Here is a 24,528-nt window from a genome sequence, read left to right as displayed (position 1 = left end):
TGGATAACGCGGGGGGTTGACCAGGGCGTACGTGAGGGGGTTCGCGCCGCGTGTACGAAAATGGGCGCGCGGGGTCCGCGTACGCCCCTGACCTGGGCGCACGGGCCCGTTCCCCGCCTCTACGCCGACGCGTCCGCCGGGCAGCCGCAGCTGCGGCGCAGCACCGCCGAGACGGGCAGGAGCCGCTCCTGCGGGGGTCTGTCGCGCTCGGCGAGCCGGGCCACCAGCAGCTCGACGGCCTCCACACCCAGCAGGCCCATGGGCTGCCGGACCGTCGTGAGCGTCGGCCGTACGAGCCGGCTGAGCGGGATGCCGTCGAAGCCGGTCACGGCGATGTCCCCGGGCACGTCGATGCCGCGCGCCTCCAGGGCGTGCAGCGCGCCGACGGCCATCTGGTCGTTGGCGAACACCAGGCCCTGGGGCCGGGGCCCCTCCCCCGCCGCCCCGAACAGGGTCTCCACCGCCTGGCGTCCGGCGGCCTGCGTGAGGTCGCCCCGCAGGTCGGGGGCGTTGGGCAGCGGGAGGCCGGCTTCGAGGTGGGCGGCCTGGTAGCCGAGGAACCGGGCCTCGCCGTCCGGGGAGTCCTCCGGCCCGCCGACGAACGCGAGCCGCCGCAGCCGGTGCGGGCCGAGCAGGTGCCTCGTGATCTGCAACTGCCCGTCGAAGTTGGCCACCTTCACGTGGTCGATGCCGTCGTACGGCTCCCCCGCCAGCAGCACGACCGGAACCCGCCGGGCCACCATCTCCAGGGTCTCGTCGGGCACCGCCTGGGCGAGGACGGCGAGCCCGTCCACCCGGCCCGCGACCTCGGTGAGCCGGGCGCCCGCGTCGTCGGCGTGCGAGGAGGCGATGAGCAGCGCGTAGCCGTGGCGTCTCGCGGCCCGCTCCATGCCCCTGATGACCTCGTCGGAGTAGAGGGTGACCTCGCCGGGGTCGGCGGCGGGCACGCTGTCGGCCTCCGCGTCGTGGAAGTCCGGGTAGCACAGGCCCAGGACCCCGGTGGAGCGGCTGGCGAGGCCGCGGGCGCTGCCGCTGGGCACGTACCCGAGTTCGCGTGCGCTGGCCAGCACGCGTTCGCGGGTCTCCCCGCGCACCGACTCCGGGCTGCGGTACACCCGCGACACCGTGGCGATGGAGACCCCCGCCCGCTCGGCAACGTCGTACACCGTCGGAGTACTCATCGCGCCACGTCACCTCTCTTCCGCTGTGGTGGAGAGATGTTCCCACATGCGGTGGCGGTTCATGGAAGCGCATTCACCGGAGTGGGCGGCGACGCCGGGCGGAACGGAATTCGTCTGGCGTTCGCGAGCCGTCCTTCGGGACGTAGGCGTGACGTTCGGCCGGGACCGGGACCGTCGGGGCCGCCCACCTCCTCACCACCTCAGGATGGAATCCGTGACTGCACCGCTCCCCCGCCCATGGCGGCCCCGCGCTCTCGCCCGCTTCCTCGTCGCCGCGCCGCTGCTGGCCGCCGGTGCGCTGACCGGTGCGCCGGCGGCGCACGCGGCCCCGGCCGACGACGTGCGCATCAACGAGGTGGTGACCACCGGCGACGTGAACGACTCGGTCGAGCTGTACAACAAGGGCACCTCGTCGGTCGATGTGTCGGGCTGGATCCTGAAGGACGACGACGCGTCCCACACGTACAAGGTCCCCTCCGGGACCACGCTGGCACCGGGTGGTTTCCGGGCGTTCGACGTCAGCGGCGCGTTCGGGCTGGGCTCGGCGGACCAGGCCCGGCTGTATCTGGCGGACGGCAAGACGCAGGTGGACGGCTTCTCCTGGAGCCAGCACTCGGACCCGTCCTGGTCGCGCTGTGCCGACGGCACGGGGTCCTCCGCTCAGGCGGACTCGGTGACGCTGGGCGCCGCGAACGACTGCGGTACGGGTGGGGGCTCGACGTCCCCCGTGGCGTGGCCCGGTGGCAGCTCGGTCGCCACCGCGGACGGCTCGAACGTGTTCGGCGAGGACCTGAGCGGGCTCTACCAGGACGGCGGGGTGCTGTGGGCGGCGCAGAACAGCGGCAAGCTGTGGCGCCTGGTGCGGGACGGGTCCGGCGGATGGAAGCCGGACACCGCGAACGGCTGGTCCTCCGGCAAGACCCTGCGCTTCCCGGGCGGCTCCGGCAGCCCGGACGGTGAGGGGGTCACGGCGGCCGCCGGCGCGCTCTTCGTCGCGAGCGAGCGCAACGGGGACGCCTCGGGCACGAGCCGCCTGTCGGTGCTGCGGTACGACGTGAGCGGTTCGGGCTCGTCGCTGACGGCCACCAAGGAGTGGAACCTCACCTCGGACCTCCCGTCGACGGGCTCCAATCTCGGTCTGGAAGCGGTCACTTGGATCCCGGACAGCGCGCTGACCGCGGCCGGCTTCAAGGACGCGTCGACGGGCTCGGCGTACGACCCGGCCCACTACGGCGCCCACACCGGCGGGGTGTTCTTCGTCGGCGTCGAGGGCACGGGCATGGTGTACGGCTACGTCCTGGCCGACTCCGGCTCGTACACCCGGATCGCCTCCTTCAGCAGCGGTCTGTCCGGCGTGATGGAGCTCCAGTGGGAGTCCCAGGCGTCCCGCCTCTGGGCGGTCTGCGACGACACGTGCGACGGCCGGCACCAGACCCTGGCCGTCAACGCGACGGGGGCGTTCGCCTCGGCCGCCGCGTACAACCGCCCGACCGGCATGCCCGATTACAACAACGAGGGCTTCACCCTGGCCGGGGCGGACGAGTGCGTGGCGGGCGCCAAGCGGGTGTACTGGTCGGACGACGCGAACGACGGCGGGCACGCGCTGCGGCGGGGCAGCGTCAGCTGCTGAGGGGTGCGGGTGGGCACCCGGTGGTGCCGCGCCCCTCCCCGGCCAGCCGTTCCCGGAGGCGTCGGGCGGCGAACTCGATGAAGGCGCGGCTCTCCATCAGGCGGCACTCGGCGGCACCGATCACACCGACGCGCACCAGCCCCGCCTCCTCGGCCTCCGCGCCGACCACCGGAAACTGCCGGCCGTTGTCGTCGCCCACGTCCGGCACTTCCACCCAGACGCGTTCGCCGTCGACGACGTACGGGAAGCGGCGCAGCTTGCGCCGGTGGTCGGGGATCAGGGACTCGGCGTAGTGCAGGAAGGAGTTGCGGTTGTGGCCCACCCCCAGCAGCAGGATGTGGGCGCCGAGGTCGTGCAGGCGGTCGAAGGGTGAGCCGCGCCCGACCGCGTAGGCCAGCGGCTGCCGGGCGGTGATGTCCCGGGCCAGGGGGCCCAGCGCCGCGACCGACGCCTGAGGGTGGGAGCTGCGCAGCCGATCGGGGTCGGCGAGCACGGCGGTGGGGATCGCGCCCATGAGGGTGGGCAGCCGGTCGTGGAACAGGGGCACGCCCGAGCGGTCCGCGTCGGCTCCCGCTCCCGGCTGCGGGTCACGTACCGCGTCGCCCGTGAACGCGGGCACCACCAGGGTGCCCTGGGGGCCGAGGTGGTCGCGCAGCGCGCCGAGGACCGTCGCGACGCCGCCGGCCACGCGGCCGAATGCCGACAGGGAGGCGTGCACGATGACCGTCGCGCCGACGGGCAGGCCGAGCGCCTCGAACCCGGCGCGCAGCTCCTTTCCGGTGAGCGGGCTGCCCCCGCCCTCGCGGAGGGCGGTGTCCAGCGCGGTCATGAACTGCGCGGCGCGGCTCCTGCCGGTGGGCGCGGGCGGGTAGCGGCGGAGGATGTCGATCAGGGTGGGGGTGGCCCGTTCGCGGGCGCTTTCGAGTGCCCGGTCTCCTGCTGTGGGGTCCTCGATCTCCGCGATGCGGACCGCGTTGGCTGCCGCGCGCAGGATGTGGGCGACCTGGTGGGCCTTCGCGATCGGGTGCAGGTAGGCGGCGGACGCGGCGTCGCCGGCCGCCTGCGCGGCGAGGCGGGCGGGTTCCGTGGCCGCCTCCTTGGCTGCACGGTGGGCGTCCATCGAGGTGACGCGCTGGAGCCTGGTCCTGGGCGCACCGTCGATGAACTCCCGGGCCGCCTCGATGGCGGCCCGGGGCCGGTCATCGCCGGGGTGTGCGTTCTCGAACTCCGGCAGGACGTCCTCCGCCGCCTCGGTGGCGTAGCGCGCTACGGCCCTCAGCTCGTCCATGGACAGTTCGAAGTCGCTCGTCACGCCGGCGATCCTCGCACGGGCGTCCGTTCAGCCGAGCCGGTCCGCCGTGTACACCTCGATGGCGTCGCGCTGGAACGCGGCGAGGCCGGGCGCGATGGCCTCGTAGGCCGCGCGCCATTCGGGGTTGTCCACGACGGAGCGGCCCATGGCCAAGTGCTCGTCGGCGGTGACCGGGCGCAGGGCGGAGAGCAGCCGGTAGTGGGCCTCGGTCTCGGCCTGGACGGGCGCGGAGTCCGCCGCGTGGCCGGCGGCCCGGAGTTCGGCGAGGCGGATCATCCTGGCCGTACGGTCGCGCTGGCCGGCCGCGATGTCCTCGGGGCTCATTCCGTCGACGTGCTGGGCGACCCGCTCGGCGTGGGCGGGGAAGTCGCGCAGGCTGTCCTCGTACTGGTCCGGCTGTACGCCCTCGAAGAGGTTCTCCGGTCGGTTGATGGTCATGGGTGCGTCGTCCTTCCTGGACTGTTCCAGTTCGGCGATCGTGCGCGAAACGGTGGTGGCCAGCGTGTCGAGCCGGTCCCGTTCGGCCAGGAGCCGCCGGTGGTGGCCGCGCAGGGCCTCCACCGCGTCGACCTGCTCGGCCAGGACACGGCCGATGTCCTCCAGCCGGAGCCCCAGTTCCCGCAGGACCAGGATCTGCTGGAGCCGCAGGAGCTCAAGCTCCCCGTAGTACCGGAGCCCGCCCGCCCCGGTCCGGGCGGGCGGCAACAACCCGATCGCGTCGTAATGCCGCAGCGCCCGGGCGGTCACCCCGGACATCCGCACCACCTCGGCGGTCGGCCACTCCATCCCCGTCACCCCGCGCTCTCGCCGTACCGGGCCGGCGTTTCCGGCCCTGTCCCATGAACGTAGAAGCTGCCGTTACGTCAGCCGCAAGGCGTCGCGCCGGGCGGCGGACGCACTCGTTGCCGGGTTCGTCGTCCATCTGCTCGATGATCCGGCTGTGGCGGTACAGGAGATCCGGCGCGTCCTCGCTCCCGGCGGGGTGTTCTCCTTCTCCGTCCCGGGGCCGGCTGCTGGGGGCCTCACTCGCCGGTCTCCCCGTCGATGAGCTCGCGCGCGATGTCGAGGTGGCCGACGTGGCGGGCGTATTCCTGGAGGAGATGGAAGAGGATCCGGCTCAGCGCGGGCGCTTGGCCGGGTGTCTTGAAGCGGCCACCGAGGCGTGCCTTGTCGCTCAGGATGGCCTCCGCCACGAGTGACTGCGCGACAGCCACCTCCGCCTGGTACGCGGCGATCACCTGCGCGGTCGGGGTGTCGGCCGCAACCGTCCACTCCTCGTCGTCTCCGCCGGACGGATAGGCGGTGACGTCCTCGGCGCCGAACCCCCACCGCAGCCAGCGGCGTTCGACCCAGCCCAAGTGCTGTACCAGGCCCAGCGGCGACCAGCCCAAGGGTTCGACAGGCGTACGAAGCAGTTCGTCGGGGAGTCCGGCGAGCTTCCGCATCAGGGCCTTGCGGTACCAGTCCAGATAGCCGAGGAGAAGGTCCCGGGCATCGGCGACGCCCACGTCCGGTCCGTCGAGGAGCGCGGGCTCGTCCTGCGAAGGCTGCTGCATACAGCGAACATAGCGCCAAGTCGGCCGCCGGCCGCCAGGCACCGTTCGCCGGCCCGGTCCGTGCCCCGGGGACCTCGTACTCCGCCCACACCGTCATCGCCGGTGCCTGCCTCCTCGACTACCAGGCCCAACGTGGGGCCAGGCACTCGGCGGCCGGGAGCTTGCCGGGGCGGGGCGGGACGCGTTCGGCCCGGGTGTCGGTCACCTCGATCCGGGCTGTCGGACCGGGGCGCGCTCCGGGACTTCCACCTGCTGTTGCGCCTCGTGGAACGAGAGCCGCCGGTCCGGCGACACGCGGAGGACAGGCCCCTCCATGTCCTTGGAGTCACGCACATGGACACGGCCGAACACCTCACCTGGTTCAAGAGCAGCCGCAGCGGAGCCGAAGGCGGCCAGTGCATCGAAGTCGCAGCCAGCGCCGGAGCCGTGCACGTCCGTGACTCCAAGGACATGGCCGGTCTCCTCCTCCACCTGTCGCGCGACGCCCGGACCGGGTTCGTCGGACTCGCCACGGCGAAGTAGTACGGGAGCCGTACCGCGCCGCCTCGGCGGATAAGGTCGACCGGTCATGGACTACGCACCGATCGACCGAGATCCCGGAGAGTTCCAGCAGGCCCTGAGCGCGGCCGAGATCAAGGCCGTCGCGCGGGCTGCCTTCGGCGAGGATGCGGTCGTGCTGTCGGCGGCTGAGCTCGCGGGCGGCTACTACAACAACACGTACAGGATCGACCTGGCCGGTGATGACCGGCCCGTCGTGCTGCGCGTCGCGCCGGAGCCGGGCCGCCAGGCCAAGGCGGATCCCGAGATGATGCGCAACGAGCACGCGGGGGTCCCGTATCTGGCGCCGGTGGCGGGGCTGCTGCCGCACACCCTCGCGATCGACTTCACCCACCAGGTGATCGGCCGGGACTACATGTTCCAGACCTTACTGGCCGGTGTGCCCGCCGGGGAGGCGCTCTCCGCGTACCCGGAACCAGCGCGCGCTGCGTACTTCCGTCAGCTGGGCGACATCGCGCGCACCGTGCACGGCGTGCGCGGGCCGGGGTTCGGCCGGGTCGCCGGCCCGGTACATGGGCGGTGGAGCGAGGCACTGTTCACCTGGTTCGATCACGCGTGCGCGGACCTCACCGACGCCGGGCTCGATGCCCGTGACATCACGAGGCTGGTCCGGCTGGCCGGCCGTGAGCGGGCCGTGCTCGACGAGGTCACCGAACCGCGCCTGCTGCACGGGGACCTCTGGGTGGGGAACACCATGCTGGCCGAGGCGGCGCCGGAGCCGTTGATCACGGGTGTGTTCGACTGCGACAGGCTCTGGTGGGGCGACCCGGAGGCCGACTGGCCGGTCTATCTGGCGCTGCGCAAGCCGGGCGGTGAGCGCGATGCCTTCTGGGAGAGCTACGGCCCGGTGGGACGGACGGAGAGCGCCCGATGGCGTGCGCTGGTCTACGAGGCCAGGCACGCCACCGCGCTGCTGCACGAGTTCCACCGGCTCGGCCTGGCCGACAGGATGGCCGAGACCTACGGCGAGATCCGCGACCTCACCGCCCGGCTGGCCGCCCTCTGACGCGGCCCGGGCCCGGGCCCGGCTCCCCTCGTACAGGCAGCCGGGCCCGGTCACGCGCCTGCCGTCAGGCCAGCGTCCAGGACTGGTTCGCCGTGCCGCCGCACGTCCAGATCTGGAGCTGGTTGCCGTCCGTGGTGCTCCAGTCGGTGACGTCGAGGCACTTGCCCGAACCGGTGTTGACCAGGCTGCCGTTGGCGCCCATCGTCCAGGACTGGGCGCCGGAGCCGTTGCAGTCGTAGAGCTGGACCTTCGCACCGTTGGCCGTGCCGGCCGCCGTGACGTCGAGGCACTTGCCCAGGGCGCGGAAGGTGTTGCCGTTGCGGGTCCACTGCTGGGCCGAGGTGCCGTTGCAGGTGTAGAGGTCGACCTTGGTGCCGTTCGCGCTGTTGGCTCCGGCGACGTCGACGCACTTGCCGCCGTAGCCCTTGATGGCGGTGGTGCCGGCCGGTGGGTCGACGGGGCCGCCGCCGCCCGTGATGGCCTTGAAGGTGTGGGTGAACTGCCAGGTGCTCTGTGGGGTGCCGCTCTCGCCCTGGTTGTCCCGGCCGAGGGACCAGAAGGTGAGTTCCTGGATGCCCTTGCTCGCGGCGAAGGCTTCGAGTTCCTGGGCGTCCTGGACGGTGAAGACCTCGGCGGCGGTGTCGTTGACGCCGATCATCGGGCAGTTGCCCTCCATCGCCCAGAGCTGGGCGGAGGACTTGTCGGTCCAGATCTGGCCGAGCTGGCCGTGCAGGCCGTTCGCGGCGCTGATGGCGGCCTGGCCCATGTCCATGGCGGGGCCGTAGTCCATGGTCATGATGTTGACCAGGTTGACGTCCAGGTTGTGGCTCTTGGCGTTCTTCAGGAGCGCGATGCCGTTGGACTCCAGGCCGCTGGGGCTGACCGGGAGCGTGAAGTCGACGTCCAGCTTCCGGCCCTGGGCCGCGTAATCCTTCTGGAGGTTGGCCAGCGCCTGGTTGCGGCGGTCGTTGGCTGCGGTGTTGTCGAGGGTGCTGCCCTCGATGTCCAGGTCGATGCGGGTCAGGTTGAACTGGTCGATGACCTTCTTGTACTGGGCCTGCATCGCGGACACCGAGCCGCAGGAGGTGAGTTCGCTGCCGCTCGCGCCGCCGAAGGAGGCGATGACGTCGCCGCCGACCGCGCGGAGGCTGTTGATCGCGTTGTTCCAGCCGGAGTCGGTGACCGGGGTGTCACCGTTGATGGTGGCGTTGCAGGTGCCCTGGCTGACGATGAAGGCGAGCGTGTAGTACTTGTTGCCGGTCGCGTTGTACGCGTTCATCAGGCTGGACGGGCTGTTCCACATCTCCGCGTACGGGGCCGCGTAGTGCGCGGGGAAGCCGGGGCCGGGGTTGGCGGCGGCGGAGGCCGGGGCGGCGGCCGTGGCGACCAGGCCGGCGGCGGCCAGGGGCAGCGCGCCGAGCAGGGCGGTGAGCCGTCTGCTGCGGGATCTGGGCATGGGGGGTCCCTCCGGGTTACGGGTAGGTGGTGAGGTACGCGACGTTGCTGCTGGGCGTGACGGCCGCCCCGGTGCTGTTGATGATGTGGCTGATCGTTCCGGCGCCGCCGAGGACGACGGTCACCATGTCGTGGAACTTCACGCCGGAGGTCTGGGGCACCTCGAAGGAGTGGTCCTCGACCACCGACGGGTTGACGTTGAAGTACGCGTAGCTGCCGAGGCCCCACGCCTCGTGGCTGGTCACGGACGCGCCGACCTTGTACGCCGGGTAGCCGTTGGTGCTGCCGTTCTTCCAGGCGCTCTGGTTGGGCGGGTCGTAGGGCAGCTCGTTCTGGAAGAAGTACGTGCGCCCGCCGTTGCCGTTCCAGATGACCTGGGTCTTCTGGTAGTGCTCCACGAACAGCCCGTACGCGGTGACGTTCTGGCCATTGACGACGAGCCCGGTGTCGGCGGTGTTGGTGTTCCAGCCGACCGTGCCGCCGTTGCCGTGGTCGGCGCGCCAGATCCAGGTGTGGTCGATGATCGTGTTGTTGGTGTTGACGACCAGCGACTGGGTGGCCTTGCCGACGGTCGCGCCGCCGATGCGGAAGAACACGTCGTTGAGCGTGACGGGGTTGGCGGCGTGGTTCGCCGACGAGCCGTCGGGCCCGATCCGCATCAGGGTCTGGGAGTTGGCCGTGCCGGCGTCCACCAGAATACCGGCGATCTTGATGCCGTCCACGTCGGCGGTGGTCAGCGCGGTGATGCCGTTGTCCGGGATGAGCGTGGCGAGGCCCATGCCGAGGACGACGGTGTCGGGGCGGGTGACGTTGAGCGTCTGGTTGAGGTGGTAGACGCCGGGGGTGACCAGGAGGTTCTTGCCGGCGGCCAGGGCGGCGTTCATGTCGGCCGCGCTCGCGCCGGGCTTGGCGATGTAGAAGTCGTCCAGTGGCAGCGAGGAGCCCGCCTGGGTCTTGCCGCTCCAGGTGGTGGCCGAGGCGTTGGTCTGCGCGGCGGGGACGAAGACCTTCCAGGCGCCCGCGTCGTCCACGTACAGGAAGGGCTTCTCACGGTTGACCGGGGCGGAGGCGACGGTGGTGTAGGTCGGGAAGGACTGGGCGGGGGCACCCTGGTCGCCGACGAAGACCATGTTCCAGTTGGAGCCGGACCAGGAGCCCATCGAGCTGTTCTTGGTCAGGAACTGCTGCTGGCTGCCCGACTGGATCTGGCCGTCGATCTTCGAGTCGGAGATGAAGCCGCCGCTGGACCAGCCGCCGTCGTCGAGCTTGAGGTTCCCGCGCACGTGCATGCGCCGGTACGGGGCTGCCTGCGAGACGGCCCAGCGGTCGCTGCCGCCGTTGGGCGTGACGGAGAGGTTCTCGGCGTCGCGCCAGAAGTTCTGGGTGGCGTTGCCCTGGAACCAGTCGGCCTCGGCGTGGACGGCGCCGTTGATGTTCACCGCGTCCGGGGACAGGCCGAGGCCGGCGACCTGGGTGTAGAAGCCGACGTTGACGTCCGCGCTGTACGTGCCCGGCTTGAACAGGACCGCGTAGCGCTGGGCGCCGAACTGGTTGGACTGCTGCCGGCTGAAGATGCTGTTCAGCTTGGACTGGATGGCCGAGGCGGACATCGACGGGTCGAAGACCACCGTGTTCGGGCCGAGATCCGGGTTGTCGCCCGTGGGCGGGTTCGTGGGGTCGGTGGGGTCCACGGCGCCGGAGAAACTCCACTTCTGGTTCCCGGTGCCCGCGCAGTCCCAGATCTGGAGGCGGGCGCCGTCCGTGTTGCTGTTGTCCTTGATGTCCAGGCACTTGTTCGCGGCGGTGTTGACCAGGTCTCCGGCGGAAGTCAGCCGCCACTTCTGGGTGGCGACGCTCCCGTAACAGGTCCACAGGTGGACGGCGGTGCCGTTGACCGTGCTGTTCGCGGCCAGGTCCAGGCACTTGCCCTTCGCGGTCAGCGAGCCGTCGCTGTTCAGGGTCCAGCTCTGGTTCTGACTGCCGGGATAGCAGGTCCACATCTGGGCGGGCGTGCCGTCGGCGGTCGAACCATCGGTGACGTCCAGGCACTTGCCGTTGCCGGTGTTGGTCAGGGCGCCGGGGGTCGCGGCGCCGGCGGTCCCCGAGCCGAGGGCGACCAGGGCCCCGGCGGCGGCCAGCGAGGCGGACAACGCCATGGCCAGGGGTGCGGTTCGCCGTCTGTGGCGGCGGTGGGGCGGATGAGGCATGGGGAGCCTTCCCGTGGTGGCGAGTGTGGGGTCAGGTACATGACAGAGGCTCGGCCGGCGCCTTATTTCAAGCCGTGAAGCTAGAGGGGTCGTCGACCACCCGTCAAGCCCCTTGCATGGGTCGGCATTTCACCTTCTGTAGGCACTCGGCCCGCGATTCCGCGAAACCGCAGGACCCTCGTACGCCTCCTGAACTCGCAGGTCAGCCGTGCTGACATGCAGCGTTCGAGTTGTGCGCGATTTTCTGCCAGGAAGGTTTCCTGACAGAAAGCTTGACGGGCTGTCGTGTCCACGCACAGACTCCGGTTCTGTTCGGCCGCTGCGCTCCACCGCCCACCTCGGGAGTCCCCCATGCGCGTCAGACACGGCACCGCACTCCTGCTCCGGTTCCTCGCCCTGGCCGCGCTCGTGCTCGGCCTGCAGGCCGCCCCGGCCTACTCCGCACCCGCCGCCAGTACGTTCCGGGTGCTGGCCTTCTACGACGGCACGTACGACGCGGCGCACATCAGCTTCGATCACGAGGCGAACGCCTGGTTCGCCCAGCAGGGCGCCGCCCATGGCTTCACGTACACCGCCACGACCGACTGGAACCGGCTCAACAGCAGCGAACTGACCGGCTACCAGGTGGTGATGTTCCTCGACGACTACCCGCACACCGCCTCGCAGCGCTCCGCCTTCCAGTCGTACGTGCGGAACGGCGGCGGGTTCGTCGGCTTCCACGTGTCCGCGTTCAACACGGACACCAGCGACTGGCCCTGGTACCACAACACCTTCCTCGGCACCGGCACGTTCCGGTCCAACACCTGGGGCCCCACGCAGGAGACGCTGCGCGTGGACGGCCCGGGGCACCCGGCGACGGCGGGGCTCCCGGCCACCATCACCTCGTCGGTCAGCGAGTGGTACAGCTGGCAGAACGATCTGCGGAAGAACCCCGCGATCGACGTCCTGGCCTCGATGGCGCCCTCGACGTTCCCCATCGGCACCGACCCCAACCAGACCTGGTACAGCGGGGATTACCCGATCGTGTGGTCGAACCGCGACTACCGGATGGTCTACAACAACTTCGGCCACAACGCGATGGACTACGCGACGGACACCGCCCTCTCCTCCACCTTCGCCAGCGCCCAGCAGAACCGCCTCCTGCTCCAGGAGATCGCCTGGGCCGCCGGGCAGGACGACGGTCCGGTCACCCCGCCCGACGGCGCCACCGGCCGGATCACCGGCTACGGCGGCACGTGCGTCGATGTGGCGGGCGCGAGCTCCGCCAACGGCACGGCGGTCCAGCTCTACGACTGCAACGGCTCCGGGGCCCAGCGGTGGACGGCCGGGGCCGACGGCACGCTGAGGGCGCTCGGCAAGTGCCTGGACGTCGCCGAGGCCGGGACCGCGAACGGCACCAAGGTGCAGCTCTACGACTGCAACGGCTCAGGGGCGCAGGTCTGGCAGCACCGGAGCACCGGCGAGCTGATGAACCCCGCGTCCGGGAAATGCCTGGACGCGACCGGGCCCAGCTCGGCCAACGGCACCCGGCTCCAGCTCTGGACCTGCTACGGCAGCGACAACCAGCTCTGGACCGGCCCGGCCTGACCGGGGCGGGCGGGGGCGGTCGCGGCGAGGGGGCGGACCCCGCCGCGTCCGTCCCCTCCGTCCGGGTGGCCCCGCCCCGCTGCATGGCGCAACACCTCGTGTCGCGCGCGCGGAGCGGGTGCCCGGGCCGCCCAGGATGCCCGCATGAAACCCATGCCCCAGCGCCTAGCCGCGCTGCGCTCGCGCGCCCGCGCCACGGGGGCGGCCTGCGCCGTCCTGGCGGCTGTCGTCCCCGCCTTCTCCCTCGGCCTGGGCGCCGCGCCGGCCGCCGCCGACTCCCTGCCCGGCGGCCTCGGGCCGTGTGTGCCCGGGCGACTGCCCCGACCCGTTCCCCGACGTCAACAACGGGCCGATCGCCGGACGGGACGACGCGATCAACATCTTCGTGGGCGACGACTTCCTCGTCCGGGGGCGTGCGGCGGAGGCCGAGGGCCGGGTCGTCGTGCTCGACGACTTCGACCAGAACAAGAACACGGAAGCGGGCGGGCTCTACAACCTCGGGATCGTCGGGGTCGGCTCGCGCGTCGCGCCGCCCGTCGACTCGGACTTCCTGGCCGCCGGCGGGGATGTGACCATCGCCCCCGGCCAGACCCTGGACACGACGGGCGGCCTCGTCGATGAGCTGGGCACCGTGCGCTACGCGGGCACGCTGACCGGGACCGTCACCGGGAGGACCATCCAGGACGACGACGCGACCGCCCCGTACATGGGCCTGCGCGACGAGCTGACGGCGGCCAGCCAGTGCTACGCGCGGCCGGACGGCACGCCCCGGACGCCGACCGGGACCGCGGTCAACGAGGGCTACCGGACGCTGTTCACCGGCGACGGGACGTCCGGCCTCCAGGTGTTCAACGTCGACTTCGACCTGGTCAACCCGAACTCCCCCAACGGAAGCCAGTCCATCGAGTTCGCGGGCATCCCCGCCGGCGCGACGGTCCTGGTCAACGTGATCGGGGAGAACCGGGTCATCAACACCACCAGCGGGGACGACACGCTGGGCCAGTATCGCGAGCGGCTGCTGTGGAACCTGCCCGACGCCACCACGGCATCCTTCATCGGGTCCGGGCAGTTGCAGGGCAGCGTCCTGGTGGGCGAGCAGGCGTCCATGACCACCGTGAGCCTGCCCGGCATGAACGGCAGGTTCTTCACCACCGGCTCGCTCACCCACACCAGCGAGAACGCAGGCGTCGAGTTCCACGCCTACCCGTTCGACGGCGACCTCCCGGACTGCGCCGGTCCGCAGCCGGTGACGGGCGCGGTGAGCGTGCTGAAGACGGACGCCGAGACCGGTGACCCGCTGGCCGGTGCCGAGTTCGAACTGTGGCGCGAGACCAACGGCGTCGACGGCCTCCAGACCGACGGTACCGACCCCGACACCCACGTCACCGACTGCACCACCCCCGCCAACGGCGTCTGCTCCGAGACGACGACCGTGGGCACGTACTACTGGCGCGAGACCGAAGCCCCCGACGGCTACGAACTGCCCGACCCCAACGTCTTCGGACCGCTCGTCCTCACCGAGGACAACGCAGACCAGGGCGTCCAGGCCGAGGCCCTGAACAGCCAGACACCCGTACCGCCCGTGACCGGCGAGGTCCGCGTCCACAAGACCGACGCCGACACCGGCGACCCGCTCGCCGGCGCCGACTTCGAACTCTGGCGCGAGACCAACGACGTGCCCGGCCTCCAGACCGACGGCACCGCCCCCGACACCCACGTCACCGACTGCACCACCCCCGCCAACGGCATCTGCACCGCAACCACCGTCCCCGGCACCTACTACTGGCGCGAAACCGAAGCCCCCGACGGCTACGAACTCCCCGACCCCAACGTCTTCGGACCCCTCGTCCTCACCGAGGACAACGCAGAGGACGGCATCCAGGCAGAAGCCGTCAACACCAAGGAGCCCGTCCCGCCCGTGACGGGCGCGGTCAGCGTGCTGAAGACGGACGCCGAGACCGGTGACCCGCTGACCGGTGCCGAGTTCGAACTGTGGCGCGAGACCAACGACGTGCCCGGCCTCCAGACGATCGGCATCAACCCCGACACCCACGTCACCGACTGCACCACCCCGGCGAACGGCGTCTGCTCCGAGACGACGACCGCGGGCACGTACTACTGGCGCGAAACCGAAGCCCCCGACGGCTACGAACTCCCCGACCCCAACGTCTTCGGACCGCTCGTCCTCACCGAGGACAACGCAGACCAGGGCGTCCAGGCCGAGGCCCTGAACAGCCAGACACCCGTACCGCCCGTGACCGGCGAGGTCCGCGTCCACAAGACCGACGCCGACACCGGCGACCCGCTCGCCGGCGCCGACTTCGAACTCTGGCGCGAGACCAACGACGTGCCCGGCCTCCAGACCGACGGCACCGCCCCCGACACCCACGTCACCGACTGCACCACCCCCGCCAACGGCATCTGCACCGCAACCACCGTCCCCGGCACCTACTACTGGCGCGAAACCGAAGCCCCCGACGGCTACGAACTCCCCGACCCCAACGTCTTCGGACCCCTCGTCCTCACCGAGGACAACGCAGACCAAGGCGTCCAGGCAGAAGCCGTCAACAGCCCGGAGACCGAACCGCCCGTGACCGGTTCGCTGACGCTGGACAAGACGGACGCGAAGAACGGGGAGCCGCTGCCCGGGGCCGTGTTCGAGCTGTGGCGCGAGAGCAACGACGTGCCCGGCCTCCAGACGGGCGGGGCGAACCCCGACACCCTCGCGGACGCGGGCTGCTCGACCGACCAGGACGGACAGTGCACCTTCGACGACCTGCCGCTCGGTGAGTACTACCTCCGCGAGATCGCCGTACCGGAGGGATACGTCCTGCCGGCGAACCCCGTCTCGGGGCCGTTCGAGGTGACGGAGGAGAACAGCGAGGAGGGCGTCACCGTGGAGCTGGCCAACGACCGCGGTGAGCCGTGCAAGGGCAAGGACTGCAAGGACGACACGCAGAAGGCCGCTCGCGGCTGACGCGGTCACCCGCCCGGCCGCCCACGCGTGGGCGGCCGGGCGTTCTCGCTGATTGGCTCGGCAGTACACCGTTCCCGTTGATCCCGCAGGAGGTCCGGCCGTGTCCCGTCCCCACCGCCTCATCGGTGCCGCCGTCGCCACGGCCGCCATGGCGCTGCTGTGCACCGCGGCTCCCTCCGCCGCGTCCCCCGGCCGCGACGCCGCGTGCACCGCGCCGGCCGGGCCCTACCAGCGGCAGCTGGAGAAGCACCTCGGTCTGCCCGTGGACGGCCGCCAGTCCGACACCGACTGCCGGGCCATCCGGTCCTTCCAGACCGAGCGGGGCCGCCCGCATCCCGACGGGCTCGCCGACCTCGGCACGTACCGCGCGATGCTGGTGGTCGAGGCCACTCCGAATCCGAACGCCGCCGGGCACTGCCCCGTCGAGACCGGCCGGGTGACCTGCGTCGACATGGACCGCCAGCTGCTGTGGGTGCAGAAAGGAAAGAAGGTCGTGTTCGGGCCCGTTCCCATTCGTACCGGCCGCGACGCGGAGGAGACGCGGCCGGGCCGGCACACCATCTACTGGCGCGACCGCGACCACGTCTCCGACATCTACGACGACGCCCCCATGCCGTACTCCCAGTTCTTCGACGGCGGGCAGGCGCTGCACGGACACCCGGGCGACCTGTACGACGGGGGCGGGTCGGCGGGCTGCGTCAACCTCACCGTGGACGACGCGGCGAAGCTGTGGGACCTGCTCGCGCTCGACGACGTCGTCCATGTGTGGGGTGTGAAGCCCGGCACCGCCGGCTGACTGTCTACTCCTCGCCCTCCAGGTTTCCTTCCGTTTCCAGGAACACCTGGCGCAGCGCTTCGAGCACTGCCGGGTCGGGCTTGGCCCACATGCCGCGCGACTCCGCTTCCAGAAGGCGTTCCGCGATGCCGTGCAGGGCCCACGGGTTGGCCTGTTCCAGGAAGGCACGGTTGGCCGGGTCGAGGACGTAGGTCTCGGTCAGCTTGTCGTACATCCAGTCCGCGACCACGCCCGTCGTGGCGTCGTAACCGAAGAGGTAGTCGACGGTCGCGGCCAGCTCGAAGGCTCCCTTGTAGCCGTGGCGGCGCATCGCCTCGATCCACTTGGGGTTGACGACGCGGGCGCGGAAGACGCGGGAGGTCTCCTCGGTCAGCGTGCGCGTGCGGACCGTCTCGGGGCGGGTCGAGTCCCCGATGTACGCCTCCGGGGCGGTCCCCTTCAGCGCGCGGACCGCGGCGACCATTCCCCCGTGGTACTGGAAGTAGTCGTCGGAGTCCGCGATGTCGTGCTCGCGGGTGTCGGTGTTCTTCGCGGCGACCGCGATGCGCTTGTACGCGGTCTCCATCTCCTCCCGGGCCGGGCAGCCGTCCAGGTCGCGGCCGTAGGCGTAGCCGCCCCAGGTCGTGTACACCTCGGCGAGATCGGCGTCGGTGCGCCAGTCGCGGGAGTCGATGAGCTGGAGCAGCCCGGCGCCGTACGTGCCGGGGCGCGAGCCGAAGATACGGGTGGTGGCCCGGCGCTCGTCCCCGTGCTCGGCCAGGTCCGCCTGGGTGTGCGCCCGTACGTGGTTGAGCTCGGCGGGTTCGTCCAGGGAGGCGGCCAGGCGCACGGCGTCGTCCAGGAGGCCGATGGTGTGCGGGAACGCGTCGCGGAAGAAGCCGCTGATGCGGAGGGTGACGTCGATGCGGGGGCGGCCGAGCTCCTCGGCCGGGATCGGTTCGAGTCCGGTGACGCGGCGCGAGGCGTCGTCCCAGACCGGGCGCACGCCGAGCAGGGCGAACGCCTCCGCGATGTCGTCGCCCGCGGTGCGCATGGCGCTCGTACCCCAGAGGGAGAGGCCGACGGAGACCGGCCAGTCGCCGTTGTCCGTGCGGTAGCGCTCCAGGAGCGAGTCGGCCAGGGCCTGGCCGGTCTCCCAGGCGAGGCGGGAGGGGACGGCCTTGGGGTCGACGGAGTAGAAGTTGCGGCCGGTCGGGAGCACGTTGACCAGGCCGCGGAGGGGCGAGCCGGAGGGGCCTGCGGGGACGAAGCGCCCGTTGAGGGCGTGTACGCAGTGGTCCAGTTCGCCGGTGGTCCTGGCCAGGCGGGGGGCGACCTCCTGGGCCGCGAAGTCGAGGATCGCCGCCACGTCCGGGGTCAGGTCGTCGAGCAGTGTGCGGGCCGTGGACTCGGGGCTCCGCCCCGCACCCCGCTGCTCAATCGCCGCAGGGGCCTGATCCGCACGGCCGATTGCCGACGGGTCCCAGTCCGCGTCCTCCATCGCCTGGACCAGCGCCCGGGCCCGGTCCTCCACCGCGTCCGCGTCCGTGCGGGTCGCCGCTGACTCGTCCAGGCCCAACGCCTCGCGCAGGCCCGGCAGGGAGGTCGTGCCGCCCCAGATCTGGCGGGCCCGGAGGATCGCCAGGATCAGGTTGACGCGGGCGGCCCCGGTCGGCGCGGCGCCCAGGACGTGGAGGCCGTCGCGGATCTGGACGTCCTTGATCTCGCAGAGCCAGCCGTCGAGATGCATGATGAAGTCGTCGAAGCCCTCGTCCTCGGGGCGTCCTTCGATCCCCAGGTCGTGGTCGAGCTTCGCGGCCTGGATCAGGGTCCAGATCTGGGCGCGGACGGCCGGCAGCTTGGCCGGGTCCATGGCGGCGATCTGGGCGTGCTCGTCCAGGAGTTGTTCGAGGCGGGCGATGTCCCCGTAGCTGTCGGCCCGGGCCATCGGCGGCACCAGGTGGTCCACGAGCGTGGCGTGCGCCCGGCGCTTGGCCTGGGTGCCCTCGCCCGGATCGTTGACGAGGAACGGGTAGACCAGCGGGAGGTCGCCGAGCGCCGCGTCGGGGCCGCAGGCGGCGGACAGCCCCGCGTTCTTGCCGGGCAGCCACTCCAGGTTGCCGTGCTTGCCGAGGTGGATCATCGCGTCGGCGCCGAAGCCGTTGTCGTCGGCGCGGGCGGCGATCCAGCGGTAGGCGGCCAGGTAGTGGTGCGAGGGCGGCAGGTCCGGGTCGTGGTAGATCGCGATCGGGTTCTCGCCGAAGCCGCGCGGGGGCTGGATGAGGATGAGCAGGTTGCCCCGGCGCAGGGCCGCGAGCACGATGTCGCCCTCCGGGTTGCGCGAGCGGTCCACGAACATCTCGCCGGGCGGCGGGCCCCAGTGCTCCTCGACGGCCTCGCGGAGTTCGGCGGGCAAGGTGGCGTACCAGCGGCGGTAGTCGGCGGCCGGGATGCGGACCGGGTTGCGGGCGAGCTGTTCCTCGGTGAGCCATGCCTGGTCGTGGCCGCCCGCCTCGATGAGGGCGTAGATCAGCTCGTCGCCGTCGCCGGAGGCGAGGCCGGGGACCTCCTCCGTACCGAAGTCGTAGCCCTCCTCGCGCAGTCGGCGCAGCAGGGCGACCGCGCTGGCGGGGGTGTCGAGTCCGACCGCGTTGCCGATACGGGAGTGCTTGGTCGGGTACGCGGACAGGACGAGCGCGACGCGCTTCTCGGCGTTCGGGATGTGGCGCAGCCGGGCGTGGCGGACGGCGATGCCGGCCACGCGGGCGGCGCGTTCGTCGTCGGCGACGTAGGCCGGCAGACCGTCCTCGTCGATCTCCTTGAAGGAGAACGGGACGGTGATCAGGCGGCCGTCGAACTCGGGCACGGCGATCTGGCTGGCGGCGTCCAGCGGGGACACGCCCTCGTCGTTGCCCTCCCAGTCGGTGCGGGAGCCGGTGAGGCAGAGCGCCTGGAGGATGGGCACGTCGAGCGCGGTGAGCGCGCCCGCGTCCCACGACTCGTCGTCGCCGCCGGCCGACGCCTCGGCGGGCCGGGTGCCGCCGGCCGCGAGGACCGTGGTGACGATCGCGTCGGCGTCGCGCAGGGTCTCGATGAGTGCGGGCTCGGGGGTGCGCAGCGAGGCGACGTACAGCGGGAGGGCCTTCGCGCCCTGGGCCTCGACGGCCCGGCACAGGGTCTCGATGAACGCGGTGTTGCCGCTCATGTGGTGGGCGCGGTAGTAGAGCACCGCCACCGTGGGGGCGCCGTCCGGGGTCTCGCGGGGCTCACGCTCCAGCGGGCCCCAGGAGGGTGCGGCGGCGGGCGGTTCGAAGCCGTGGCCGGTGAGCAGGACGGTGTCGGAGAGGAACCGGGCGAGCTGGTCCAGGTTGGCCGGGCCGCCGTGCGCGAGGTAGGCGTGGGCCTCGGCGGCGATCCCGATGGGCACGGTGGAGGCGGCCATCAGCTGGGCGTCGGGGGCCTGTTCGCCGGTGAGGACGACGACGGGGCGGCCGGTGGCGAGGAGCTGGTCGAGGCCGTCCTGCCAGGCGCGGACGCCGCCGAGGAGGCGTACGACGACGAGGTCGGTGCCGTCCAGGAGGGCGGGCAGGTCCTGGAGCGGGAGGCGGGAGGGGTTCGCGTACCGGTAGCGGACCGGTCCGTCGGAGGCGCGGGCGCTGAGCAGGTCGGTGTCGGACGTCGACAGGAGCAGGATCATGCGGCGTCTGGCCTTCCTCGGGGTGTCCACGCCCCGGGCGGTGTCGAGATCCCCTGCTCGGACCTGCCGAACGTGCGGGGAAGGGAGTTCCTGACTCGCCCGGCCTGGTGGGGCCGGACTCACAGTGGCGGGACCGCGCCGGAATCGCACCGGGCTTCCTCCCCTGTCGCCGTCTGTGGCGACGACGGACCCGGAGGTCCGCCGGGGTCCGTCCGCGAAGACGGGCCCCGCAGGCATAGTACGGGCCTGGGTGCCCGACGGGTCATACGGATCGGATGAGATGGTCGGTATGCTCGCCGCCATGCCTCCCCCAGCCCCCCATTTCGCCCAGCCCGACGACGCCCGTTTCCGGTCGCGCGGCGACGCCTGCCCCGGTGCGCTGCGCCTGCACCGGGCGGACGACGGGGCGTTGGCGCGGGTCCGGGTGCCCGGCGGTGTGCTCGGCGCGGACCAGGCGGACGCGCTGCGGGAGTTGGCCGGACGGCTGGGCGATGGTGAGCTGTATCTCACTTCGCGCGGCAATGTGCAGCTGCGGGGGCTGGGTGCGGAGTGCGGGGGCGAACTGGCCTCCCGGATGTACGAAATAGGGCTTTTGCCCTCCGAACGGCATGAGCGGGTCCGCAACGTGGTGGTCTCTCCGCTGTCCGGGCTCGACGGCCGCGGCGAGCGCGATGTCCGCCCGTGGCTGTCCGTGCTGGACGCGCTGGTGTGCGCGAGCGAGGAGGCGGTCGGGCTGTCGGGCCGGTTCCTGTTCGCGCTGGACGACGGGCGCGGCGATGTGGACGCGCTGGGCGCGGATGTGACGCTGCGGGCGCGGGCGGGCGGGGACGCGGAGCTGCGGATCGGGGCGCTGGAGTCGGTGGCCCGGATTCCGGGTGGCGAGGCGCCGCGCGCCGCGTTGCTGGCGGCGACGGTGTTCCTGTCCATGGCGGACGCTTCCGGTTCCGGTGCGTGGCGGGTGAGCGACCTGCCCGGGGGCGCCGGGCCGCTGTTCGATGAGGTGGTACGGAGGCTGGGTGCGTCCGGGCTGCCCGTCGCCCGCGCGACCGTACCGGTGCCGGATGGGGCTCCCCCGGCGCTCGGGCTGGTGGCGGGGCCCGGGGGCACGGACGCGCTGTCCGTCGGGCTGCCCCTCGGGCGGGCGGACGCGGCGCGGTGGCGGGCGCTGACGGACCTCGCCCGGGACCACGGCGCCGGCGAACTGCGGCTCACCCCGTGGCGCGGAGTCGTCGTGCCCGGGGTCCGACGGGGGCGGGCGTCCGAGGCGCTCGACGCGTTGGAGGCCGTGGGCCTCGTCACCGGGCCCGGCTCGCCGTGGTCCGGCGTGAACGCGTGCGTCGGGCGGCCGGGGTGTGCGAAGTCCCTGTCCGATGTGCGGGGTGACGCCGCGTCATCGCTGCGCGCCGGACCGCCCGGCCGCGCCCTGCCCGTCCACTGGTCCGGATGCGAGCGGCGGTGCGGGCACCCGCGCGGTGCGTGGGTCGACGTCGTCGCAGGACCGGACGGCGGCTACCGGGTGTCCGTCGTACGGGACGGCGAGCGCGGGACCCCGGTGCGCGTCGCGGACGACCCCGCCGCGCTGGCCGACGCCGTGGCGGCGGCCCGTACCCCTCACACCTGATCGCCCTCCCACACTTTTCCTGTCCGACCCCCCGCCCTGAGAAGAGAGCGACACCACTGTGTACGAGTACGAGAAGGACGGACCGGCCATCTATCGCCAGTCCTTCGCCACCATCCGGGCGGAGGCGGACCTCGCGGGTCTGCCCGCGGACGTGAGCCAGGTCGCGGTCCGGATGATCCACGCCTGCGGGATGGTCGACCTCGTACGCGACCTCGGCTACACGCCCGACGCGGTCGCCCGCGCCCGCGCGGCGCTGCGGGCCGGCGCGCCCATCCTGTGCGACGTGGCCATGGTCGCCAGCGGGGTCACCCGCAAGCGGCTGCCCGCGGACAACGAAGTGGTGTGCACCCTGTCCGACCCGGCGGTGCCCGGGCTCGCGGCCGAGCTGGGCACGACCCGCTCGGCGGCCGCCCTGGAGCTGTGGCGGGACCGGCTCGACGGGGCGGTCGTGGCCGTCGGGAACGCGCCGACCGCCCTGTTCCGGCTGCTCGAAATGATCGAGGCGGGGGCCCCGCGCCCCGCCGCCGTCATCGGTGTCCCGGTCGGGTTCGTCGGCGCCGCCGAGTCCAAGGACGCCTTGGCCGCCCACCCGTCGGGGCTCGACCACCTGATCGTGCGCGGCCGGCGCGGCGGCAGCGCCATCGCGGCCGCCGCGCTCAACGCCATCGCCAGCGAGGAAGAGTGACCGTGAGCGAGCAGCAGACGGGGCAGCCGGGCGAGCGGCGGACGGGACGGCTCTACGGGGTCGGGCTCGGCCCCGGCGACCCCGCCCTGATGACCCTGCGCGCGGTGGAGGTCATCGCCGAGGCGGACGTCGTGGCCTACCACAGCGCCCGGCACGGCCGGTCCATCGCCCGGTCCATCGCGGCGAAGCACCTGCGCGCCGACCACATCGAAGAAGCCCTGGTCTACCCGGTCACCACGGAGACCACGGACCACCCGGGCGGCTACCGGGGCGCGATGGAGGACTTCTACACCGAGGCGGCGGCCCGGCTCGCGGTCCACCTGGACGCGGGGCGCACGGTCGCCGTGCTCGCCGAGGGCGATCCGCTGTTCTACGGGTCGTACATGCACATGCACAAGCGGCTGGCCGACCGCTACCCGACCGAGGTGATCCCCGGGGTGACCTCGGTCAGCGCGGCCGCCGCGCGGCTCGGGACCCCGCTCGCGGAGGGCGAGGAGGTCCTGACGATCCTGCCCGGCACCCTGCCGGAGGAGGAGCTGACCGCCCGGCTGGCCGCGACCGACGCGGCGGTGGTGATGAAGCTGGGCCGCACCTTCCCCGCCGTCCGCCGGGCGTTCGAGGCGTCGGGCCGGCTGGCCGAGGCCCGCTATGTGGAGCGCGCCACGATGGCCGGGGAACGGCTGGGCGAACTCGCGGACACGGACGCCGGTTCGGTGCCGTACTTCGCGGTCGCCGTCCTGCCGAGCCGGATCGACGCCCGCCCGGAGCGTGCCCCGGGCGACGGTGAGGTGGTGGTCGTCGGCACCGGTCCGGCCGGTCCGCTGTGGCTGACGCCCGAGACGCGCGGGGCGCTGGCCGAGGCGGACGACCTGGTCGGCTACACGACGTACCTGGACCGGGTGCCGGTCCGGCCGGGGCAGATACGGCACGGCTCGGACAACAAGGTGGAGTCGGAGCGGGCGGAGTTCGCGCTCGACCTGGCCCGGCGCGGGCGTCGGGTCGCCGTGGTGTCCGGCGGGGACCCCGGGGTCTTCGCCATGGCGACGGCGGTCCTGGAGGCGGCGTCGCAGGAGGAGTACGCGGCCGTGCCGGTGCGGGTGCTGCCCGGGGTGACGGCGGCGAACGCTGCGGCGGCCCGGGCGGGTGCGCCGCTGGGCCACGACTACGCGGCGATCTCCCTGTCGGACCGGCTCAAGCCGTGGGAGGTCATCGCGCGCCGGCTGTCCGCCGCCGCCTCGGCGGACCTGGTGCTCGCGCTGTACAACCCCGGTTCGCGGAGCCGGACGTGGCAGGTCGGCAAGGCGCGGGACCTGCTCCTCGAACACCGCTCCCCGGACACGCCCGTGGTCCTCGGCCGGGACGTCGGCGGGCCGGCCGAGAGCGTACGGACGGTGCGCCTGGCCGACCTCGATCCGGCCGAGGTGGACATGCGCACGATCCTGATCGTCGGGTCGTCGCAGACCCGGTGGGGGCGGCGGGGCGACGGCACGCCGATCGTGTGGACGCCGCGCCGCTACCCGGAGGACTAGCCCGTCAGCCGGTTCAGCCAGGTCAGGGCCTCTTCCGGGCTGCCGGCCACCGCGCCCCCCTCGGGGACCGGTGGCCGGCGGACGACGACCACGGGGATGCCGGCCTCGCGGGCAGCGGTCAGCTTGGGGGCCGTCGCCGCGCCGCCGCTGTCCTTGGTGACGAGGACGTCGACGCGGTGGCGGCGGATCAGCTCGCGCTCCCCTTCCAGGGTGAAGGGGCCGCGGTCGAGCAGGGTCTCCATCCGGGCCGGGTACGGCGGTTCCGGGGCGTCCACGGACCGCATCAGGAACCACAGGCCGTCCAGGTCCGCGAAGGCGGCGAGCCCCATGCGGCCCGTAGTGAGGAACACTCGCCGTCCCAGCGCGGGAAGCGCCCCGGCCGCCTCGGCCAGGGAGCCGACCGGGTGCCAGTCGTCACCTGCACCGGGCACCCAGCCGGGCCGGCGCAGCATGAGCAGGGGAACATGGGCGGCGGCGGCCGCGACGGCCGCGTTGAAGGTGATCGTCCCGGCGAAAGGATGGGTGGCGTCGATGAGTGCGTGCACCCGGTGCGAGCGCAGCCAGTCCGCGAGCCCGTCGGCCCCCCCGAAGCCCCCGGTCCGGACCTCCCCCGGCGGCAGCTTCGGCCGGGCGACCCGGCCCGCGAGCGAGCTGGTGACCCTGCTTCCGGCGGGCAGCCCGGCCACCAGCAGCTCGGCGAGGCGGCGGGCCTCCGTCGTCCCGCCCAGAATCAGTACGTGCACGGGGACCAT

General features: G+C 72.5%; 18 protein-coding genes and 1 riboswitch. Of the genes, 10 read left to right on the top strand and 8 right to left on the bottom strand.

From position 1 onward, the window contains the following. Window positions 1-119: 119 nt before the first annotated feature. Window positions 120-1,181 carry a LacI family DNA-binding transcriptional regulator gene (locus ABZ565_RS26025; RefSeq protein WP_361031513.1) on the bottom strand — a complete coding sequence of 354 codons (1,062 nt, stop codon included), beginning with the start codon at window positions 1,179-1,181 and terminating at the stop codon, window positions 120-122. A 214-nt stretch (window positions 1,182-1,395) separates the two neighbouring features. On the opposite strand from ABZ565_RS26025, the gene ABZ565_RS26020 reads away from it, so the two are divergent. Continuing rightward, the gene (locus tag ABZ565_RS26020; RefSeq protein WP_361031510.1) at window positions 1,396-2,811 is read left to right on the top strand and encodes a lamin tail domain-containing protein; all 1,416 of its coding nucleotides are present in this window, start codon (window positions 1,396-1,398) and stop codon (window positions 2,809-2,811) included. Here ABZ565_RS26020 and ABZ565_RS26015 read toward each other — a convergent pair. Together ABZ565_RS26015 and ABZ565_RS26010 are read right to left on the bottom strand one after the other, a co-directional pair. After that, window positions 2,801-4,123, bottom strand: coding sequence for an AAC(3) family N-acetyltransferase (locus tag ABZ565_RS26015; protein WP_361031507.1), 1,323 nt, complete (start codon window positions 4,121-4,123; stop codon window positions 2,801-2,803). The genes ABZ565_RS26020 and ABZ565_RS26015 overlap by 11 nt on opposite strands. 27 nt (window positions 4,124-4,150) lie before the next feature. Continuing rightward, window positions 4,151-4,909, bottom strand: coding sequence for a MerR family transcriptional regulator (locus ABZ565_RS26010; RefSeq protein WP_361031504.1), 759 nt, complete (start codon window positions 4,907-4,909; stop codon window positions 4,151-4,153). Here ABZ565_RS26010 and ABZ565_RS26005 point away from each other — a divergent pair. Beyond that, a complete protein-coding gene (locus ABZ565_RS26005) occupies window positions 4,878-5,171 on the top strand; it encodes a methyltransferase domain-containing protein (RefSeq protein ID WP_361031573.1) in 294 nt (97 codons plus the stop codon). The two genes, ABZ565_RS26010 and ABZ565_RS26005, sit on opposite strands and share 32 nt — an antisense overlap. Here ABZ565_RS26005 and ABZ565_RS26000 read toward each other — a convergent pair. Continuing rightward, on the bottom strand, window positions 5,146-5,679 hold the full coding sequence (locus tag ABZ565_RS26000; RefSeq protein ID WP_361031501.1) for a DinB family protein: 534 nt from the start codon (window positions 5,677-5,679) through the stop codon (window positions 5,146-5,148). The two genes, ABZ565_RS26005 and ABZ565_RS26000, sit on opposite strands and share 26 nt — an antisense overlap. 333 nt (window positions 5,680-6,012) lie before the next feature. Between ABZ565_RS26000 and ABZ565_RS25995 the strand changes: the two genes are divergently transcribed. Both ABZ565_RS25995 and ABZ565_RS25990 read left to right on the top strand, forming a co-directional pair. Continuing rightward, complete coding sequence (locus ABZ565_RS25995) at window positions 6,013-6,201, top strand: DUF397 domain-containing protein (protein WP_361031498.1); 189 nt, start codon at window positions 6,013-6,015, stop codon at window positions 6,199-6,201. Between the two features lie 46 nt (window positions 6,202-6,247). Then, window positions 6,248-7,243 carry an aminoglycoside phosphotransferase family protein gene (locus ABZ565_RS25990; RefSeq protein WP_361031495.1) on the top strand — a complete coding sequence of 332 codons (996 nt, stop codon included), beginning with the start codon at window positions 6,248-6,250 and terminating at the stop codon, window positions 7,241-7,243. Between the two features lie 64 nt (window positions 7,244-7,307). Here the strand turns inward: ABZ565_RS25990 and ABZ565_RS25985 are convergent, their stop codons facing one another. Together ABZ565_RS25985 and ABZ565_RS25980 are read right to left on the bottom strand one after the other, a co-directional pair. Next, on the bottom strand, window positions 7,308-8,699 hold the full coding sequence (locus ABZ565_RS25985) for a ricin-type beta-trefoil lectin domain protein (RefSeq protein ID WP_361031492.1): 1,392 nt from the start codon (window positions 8,697-8,699) through the stop codon (window positions 7,308-7,310). A gap of 16 nt (window positions 8,700-8,715) precedes the next feature. After that, window positions 8,716-10,854 (bottom strand): RICIN domain-containing protein, encoded by a 2,139-nt coding sequence (locus ABZ565_RS25980; protein ID WP_361031489.1) that lies wholly within the window; start codon window positions 10,852-10,854, stop codon window positions 8,716-8,718. Between the two features lie 402 nt (window positions 10,855-11,256). Here ABZ565_RS25980 and ABZ565_RS25975 point away from each other — a divergent pair, with 402 nt between their 5' ends. The 3 genes from ABZ565_RS25975 (at window position 11,257) to ABZ565_RS25965 (ending at window position 16,265) form a co-directional block, all read left to right on the top strand. After that, on the top strand, window positions 11,257-12,492 hold the full coding sequence (locus ABZ565_RS25975; RefSeq protein WP_361031486.1) for a ThuA domain-containing protein: 1,236 nt from the start codon (window positions 11,257-11,259) through the stop codon (window positions 12,490-12,492). A 301-nt stretch (window positions 12,493-12,793) separates the two neighbouring features. Continuing rightward, window positions 12,794-15,469 carry a SpaA isopeptide-forming pilin-related protein gene (locus ABZ565_RS25970; RefSeq protein ID WP_361031483.1) on the top strand — a complete coding sequence of 892 codons (2,676 nt, stop codon included), beginning with the start codon at window positions 12,794-12,796 and terminating at the stop codon, window positions 15,467-15,469. Window positions 15,470-15,569: 100 nt separating this feature from the next. After that, window positions 15,570-16,265 (top strand): L,D-transpeptidase, encoded by a 696-nt coding sequence (locus tag ABZ565_RS25965; RefSeq protein ID WP_361031480.1) that lies wholly within the window; start codon window positions 15,570-15,572, stop codon window positions 16,263-16,265. 4 nt (window positions 16,266-16,269) lie between these two features. On the opposite strand, the gene cobN is transcribed toward ABZ565_RS25965, so the two are convergent. Then, complete coding sequence (cobN, locus tag ABZ565_RS25960) at window positions 16,270-19,941, bottom strand: cobaltochelatase subunit CobN (protein WP_361031477.1); 3,672 nt, start codon at window positions 19,939-19,941, stop codon at window positions 16,270-16,272. 84 nt (window positions 19,942-20,025) lie between these two features. After that, a riboswitch (cobalamin riboswitch) is annotated at window positions 20,026-20,102 on the bottom strand. Window positions 20,103-20,242: 140 nt separating this feature from the next. Between cobN and cobG the strand changes: the two genes are divergently transcribed. The 3 genes from cobG to ABZ565_RS25945 are packed head-to-tail and all read left to right on the top strand — an operon-like array spanning window position 20,243 to window position 23,776. Beyond that, window positions 20,243-21,562: a precorrin-3B synthase gene (gene cobG, locus ABZ565_RS25955; protein ID WP_361031475.1), complete on the top strand. Its 1,320-nt coding sequence runs from the start codon at window positions 20,243-20,245 to the stop codon at window positions 21,560-21,562. A gap of 58 nt (window positions 21,563-21,620) precedes the next feature. Next, window positions 21,621-22,247, top strand: a complete 627-nt coding sequence (locus ABZ565_RS25950) for a precorrin-8X methylmutase (protein ID WP_361031472.1) — start codon at window positions 21,621-21,623, stop codon at window positions 22,245-22,247. Continuing rightward, window positions 22,244-23,776, top strand: a complete 1,533-nt coding sequence (locus ABZ565_RS25945) for a precorrin-2 C(20)-methyltransferase (RefSeq protein WP_361031469.1) — start codon at window positions 22,244-22,246, stop codon at window positions 23,774-23,776. The genes ABZ565_RS25950 and ABZ565_RS25945 overlap by 4 nt, the downstream gene beginning before the upstream one ends. Here ABZ565_RS25945 and ABZ565_RS25940 read toward each other — a convergent pair. Continuing rightward, window positions 23,773-24,519, bottom strand: coding sequence for a cobalt-precorrin-6A reductase (locus ABZ565_RS25940; RefSeq protein WP_361031466.1), 747 nt, complete (start codon window positions 24,517-24,519; stop codon window positions 23,773-23,775). The two genes, ABZ565_RS25945 and ABZ565_RS25940, sit on opposite strands and share 4 nt — an antisense overlap. Window positions 24,520-24,528: the final 9 nt, after the last annotated feature.

It is taken from the genome of Streptomyces sp. NPDC016469, from assembly GCF_040632905.1.
GTDB lineage: Bacteria > Actinomycetota > Actinomycetes > Streptomycetales > Streptomycetaceae > Streptomyces.
The sequence above is the reverse complement of the archived record's forward strand: the minus strand, read 5'-3'. Positions and strand labels throughout refer to the sequence as shown.

Excerpts from the sequence above, each read along its gene's own strand:
- ABZ565_RS25980 (WP_361031489.1), bottom strand. The coding sequence starts at position 10,854 with ATGGCGTTGTCCGCCTCGCTGGCCGCCGCCGGGGCCCTGGTCGCCCTC.
- cobG (WP_361031475.1), top strand. The coding sequence starts at position 20,243 with ATGCCTCCCCCAGCCCCCCATTTCGCCCAGCCCGACGACGCCCGTTTC.
- ABZ565_RS25990 (WP_361031495.1), top strand. The coding sequence starts at position 6,248 with ATGGACTACGCACCGATCGACCGAGATCCCGGAGAGTTCCAGCAGGCC.
- ABZ565_RS26010 (WP_361031504.1), bottom strand. The coding sequence starts at position 4,909 with ATGGAGTGGCCGACCGCCGAGGTGGTGCGGATGTCCGGGGTGACCGCC.
- ABZ565_RS25985 (WP_361031492.1), bottom strand. The coding sequence starts at position 8,699 with ATGCCCAGATCCCGCAGCAGACGGCTCACCGCCCTGCTCGGCGCGCTG.
- cobN (WP_361031477.1), bottom strand. The coding sequence starts at position 19,941 with ATGATCCTGCTCCTGTCGACGTCCGACACCGACCTGCTCAGCGCCCGC.
- ABZ565_RS25995 (WP_361031498.1), top strand. The coding sequence starts at position 6,013 with ATGGACACGGCCGAACACCTCACCTGGTTCAAGAGCAGCCGCAGCGGA.
- ABZ565_RS25975 (WP_361031486.1), top strand. The coding sequence starts at position 11,257 with ATGCGCGTCAGACACGGCACCGCACTCCTGCTCCGGTTCCTCGCCCTG.
- ABZ565_RS26000 (WP_361031501.1), bottom strand. The coding sequence starts at position 5,679 with ATGCAGCAGCCTTCGCAGGACGAGCCCGCGCTCCTCGACGGACCGGAC.
- ABZ565_RS26025 (WP_361031513.1), bottom strand. The coding sequence starts at position 1,181 with ATGAGTACTCCGACGGTGTACGACGTTGCCGAGCGGGCGGGGGTCTCC.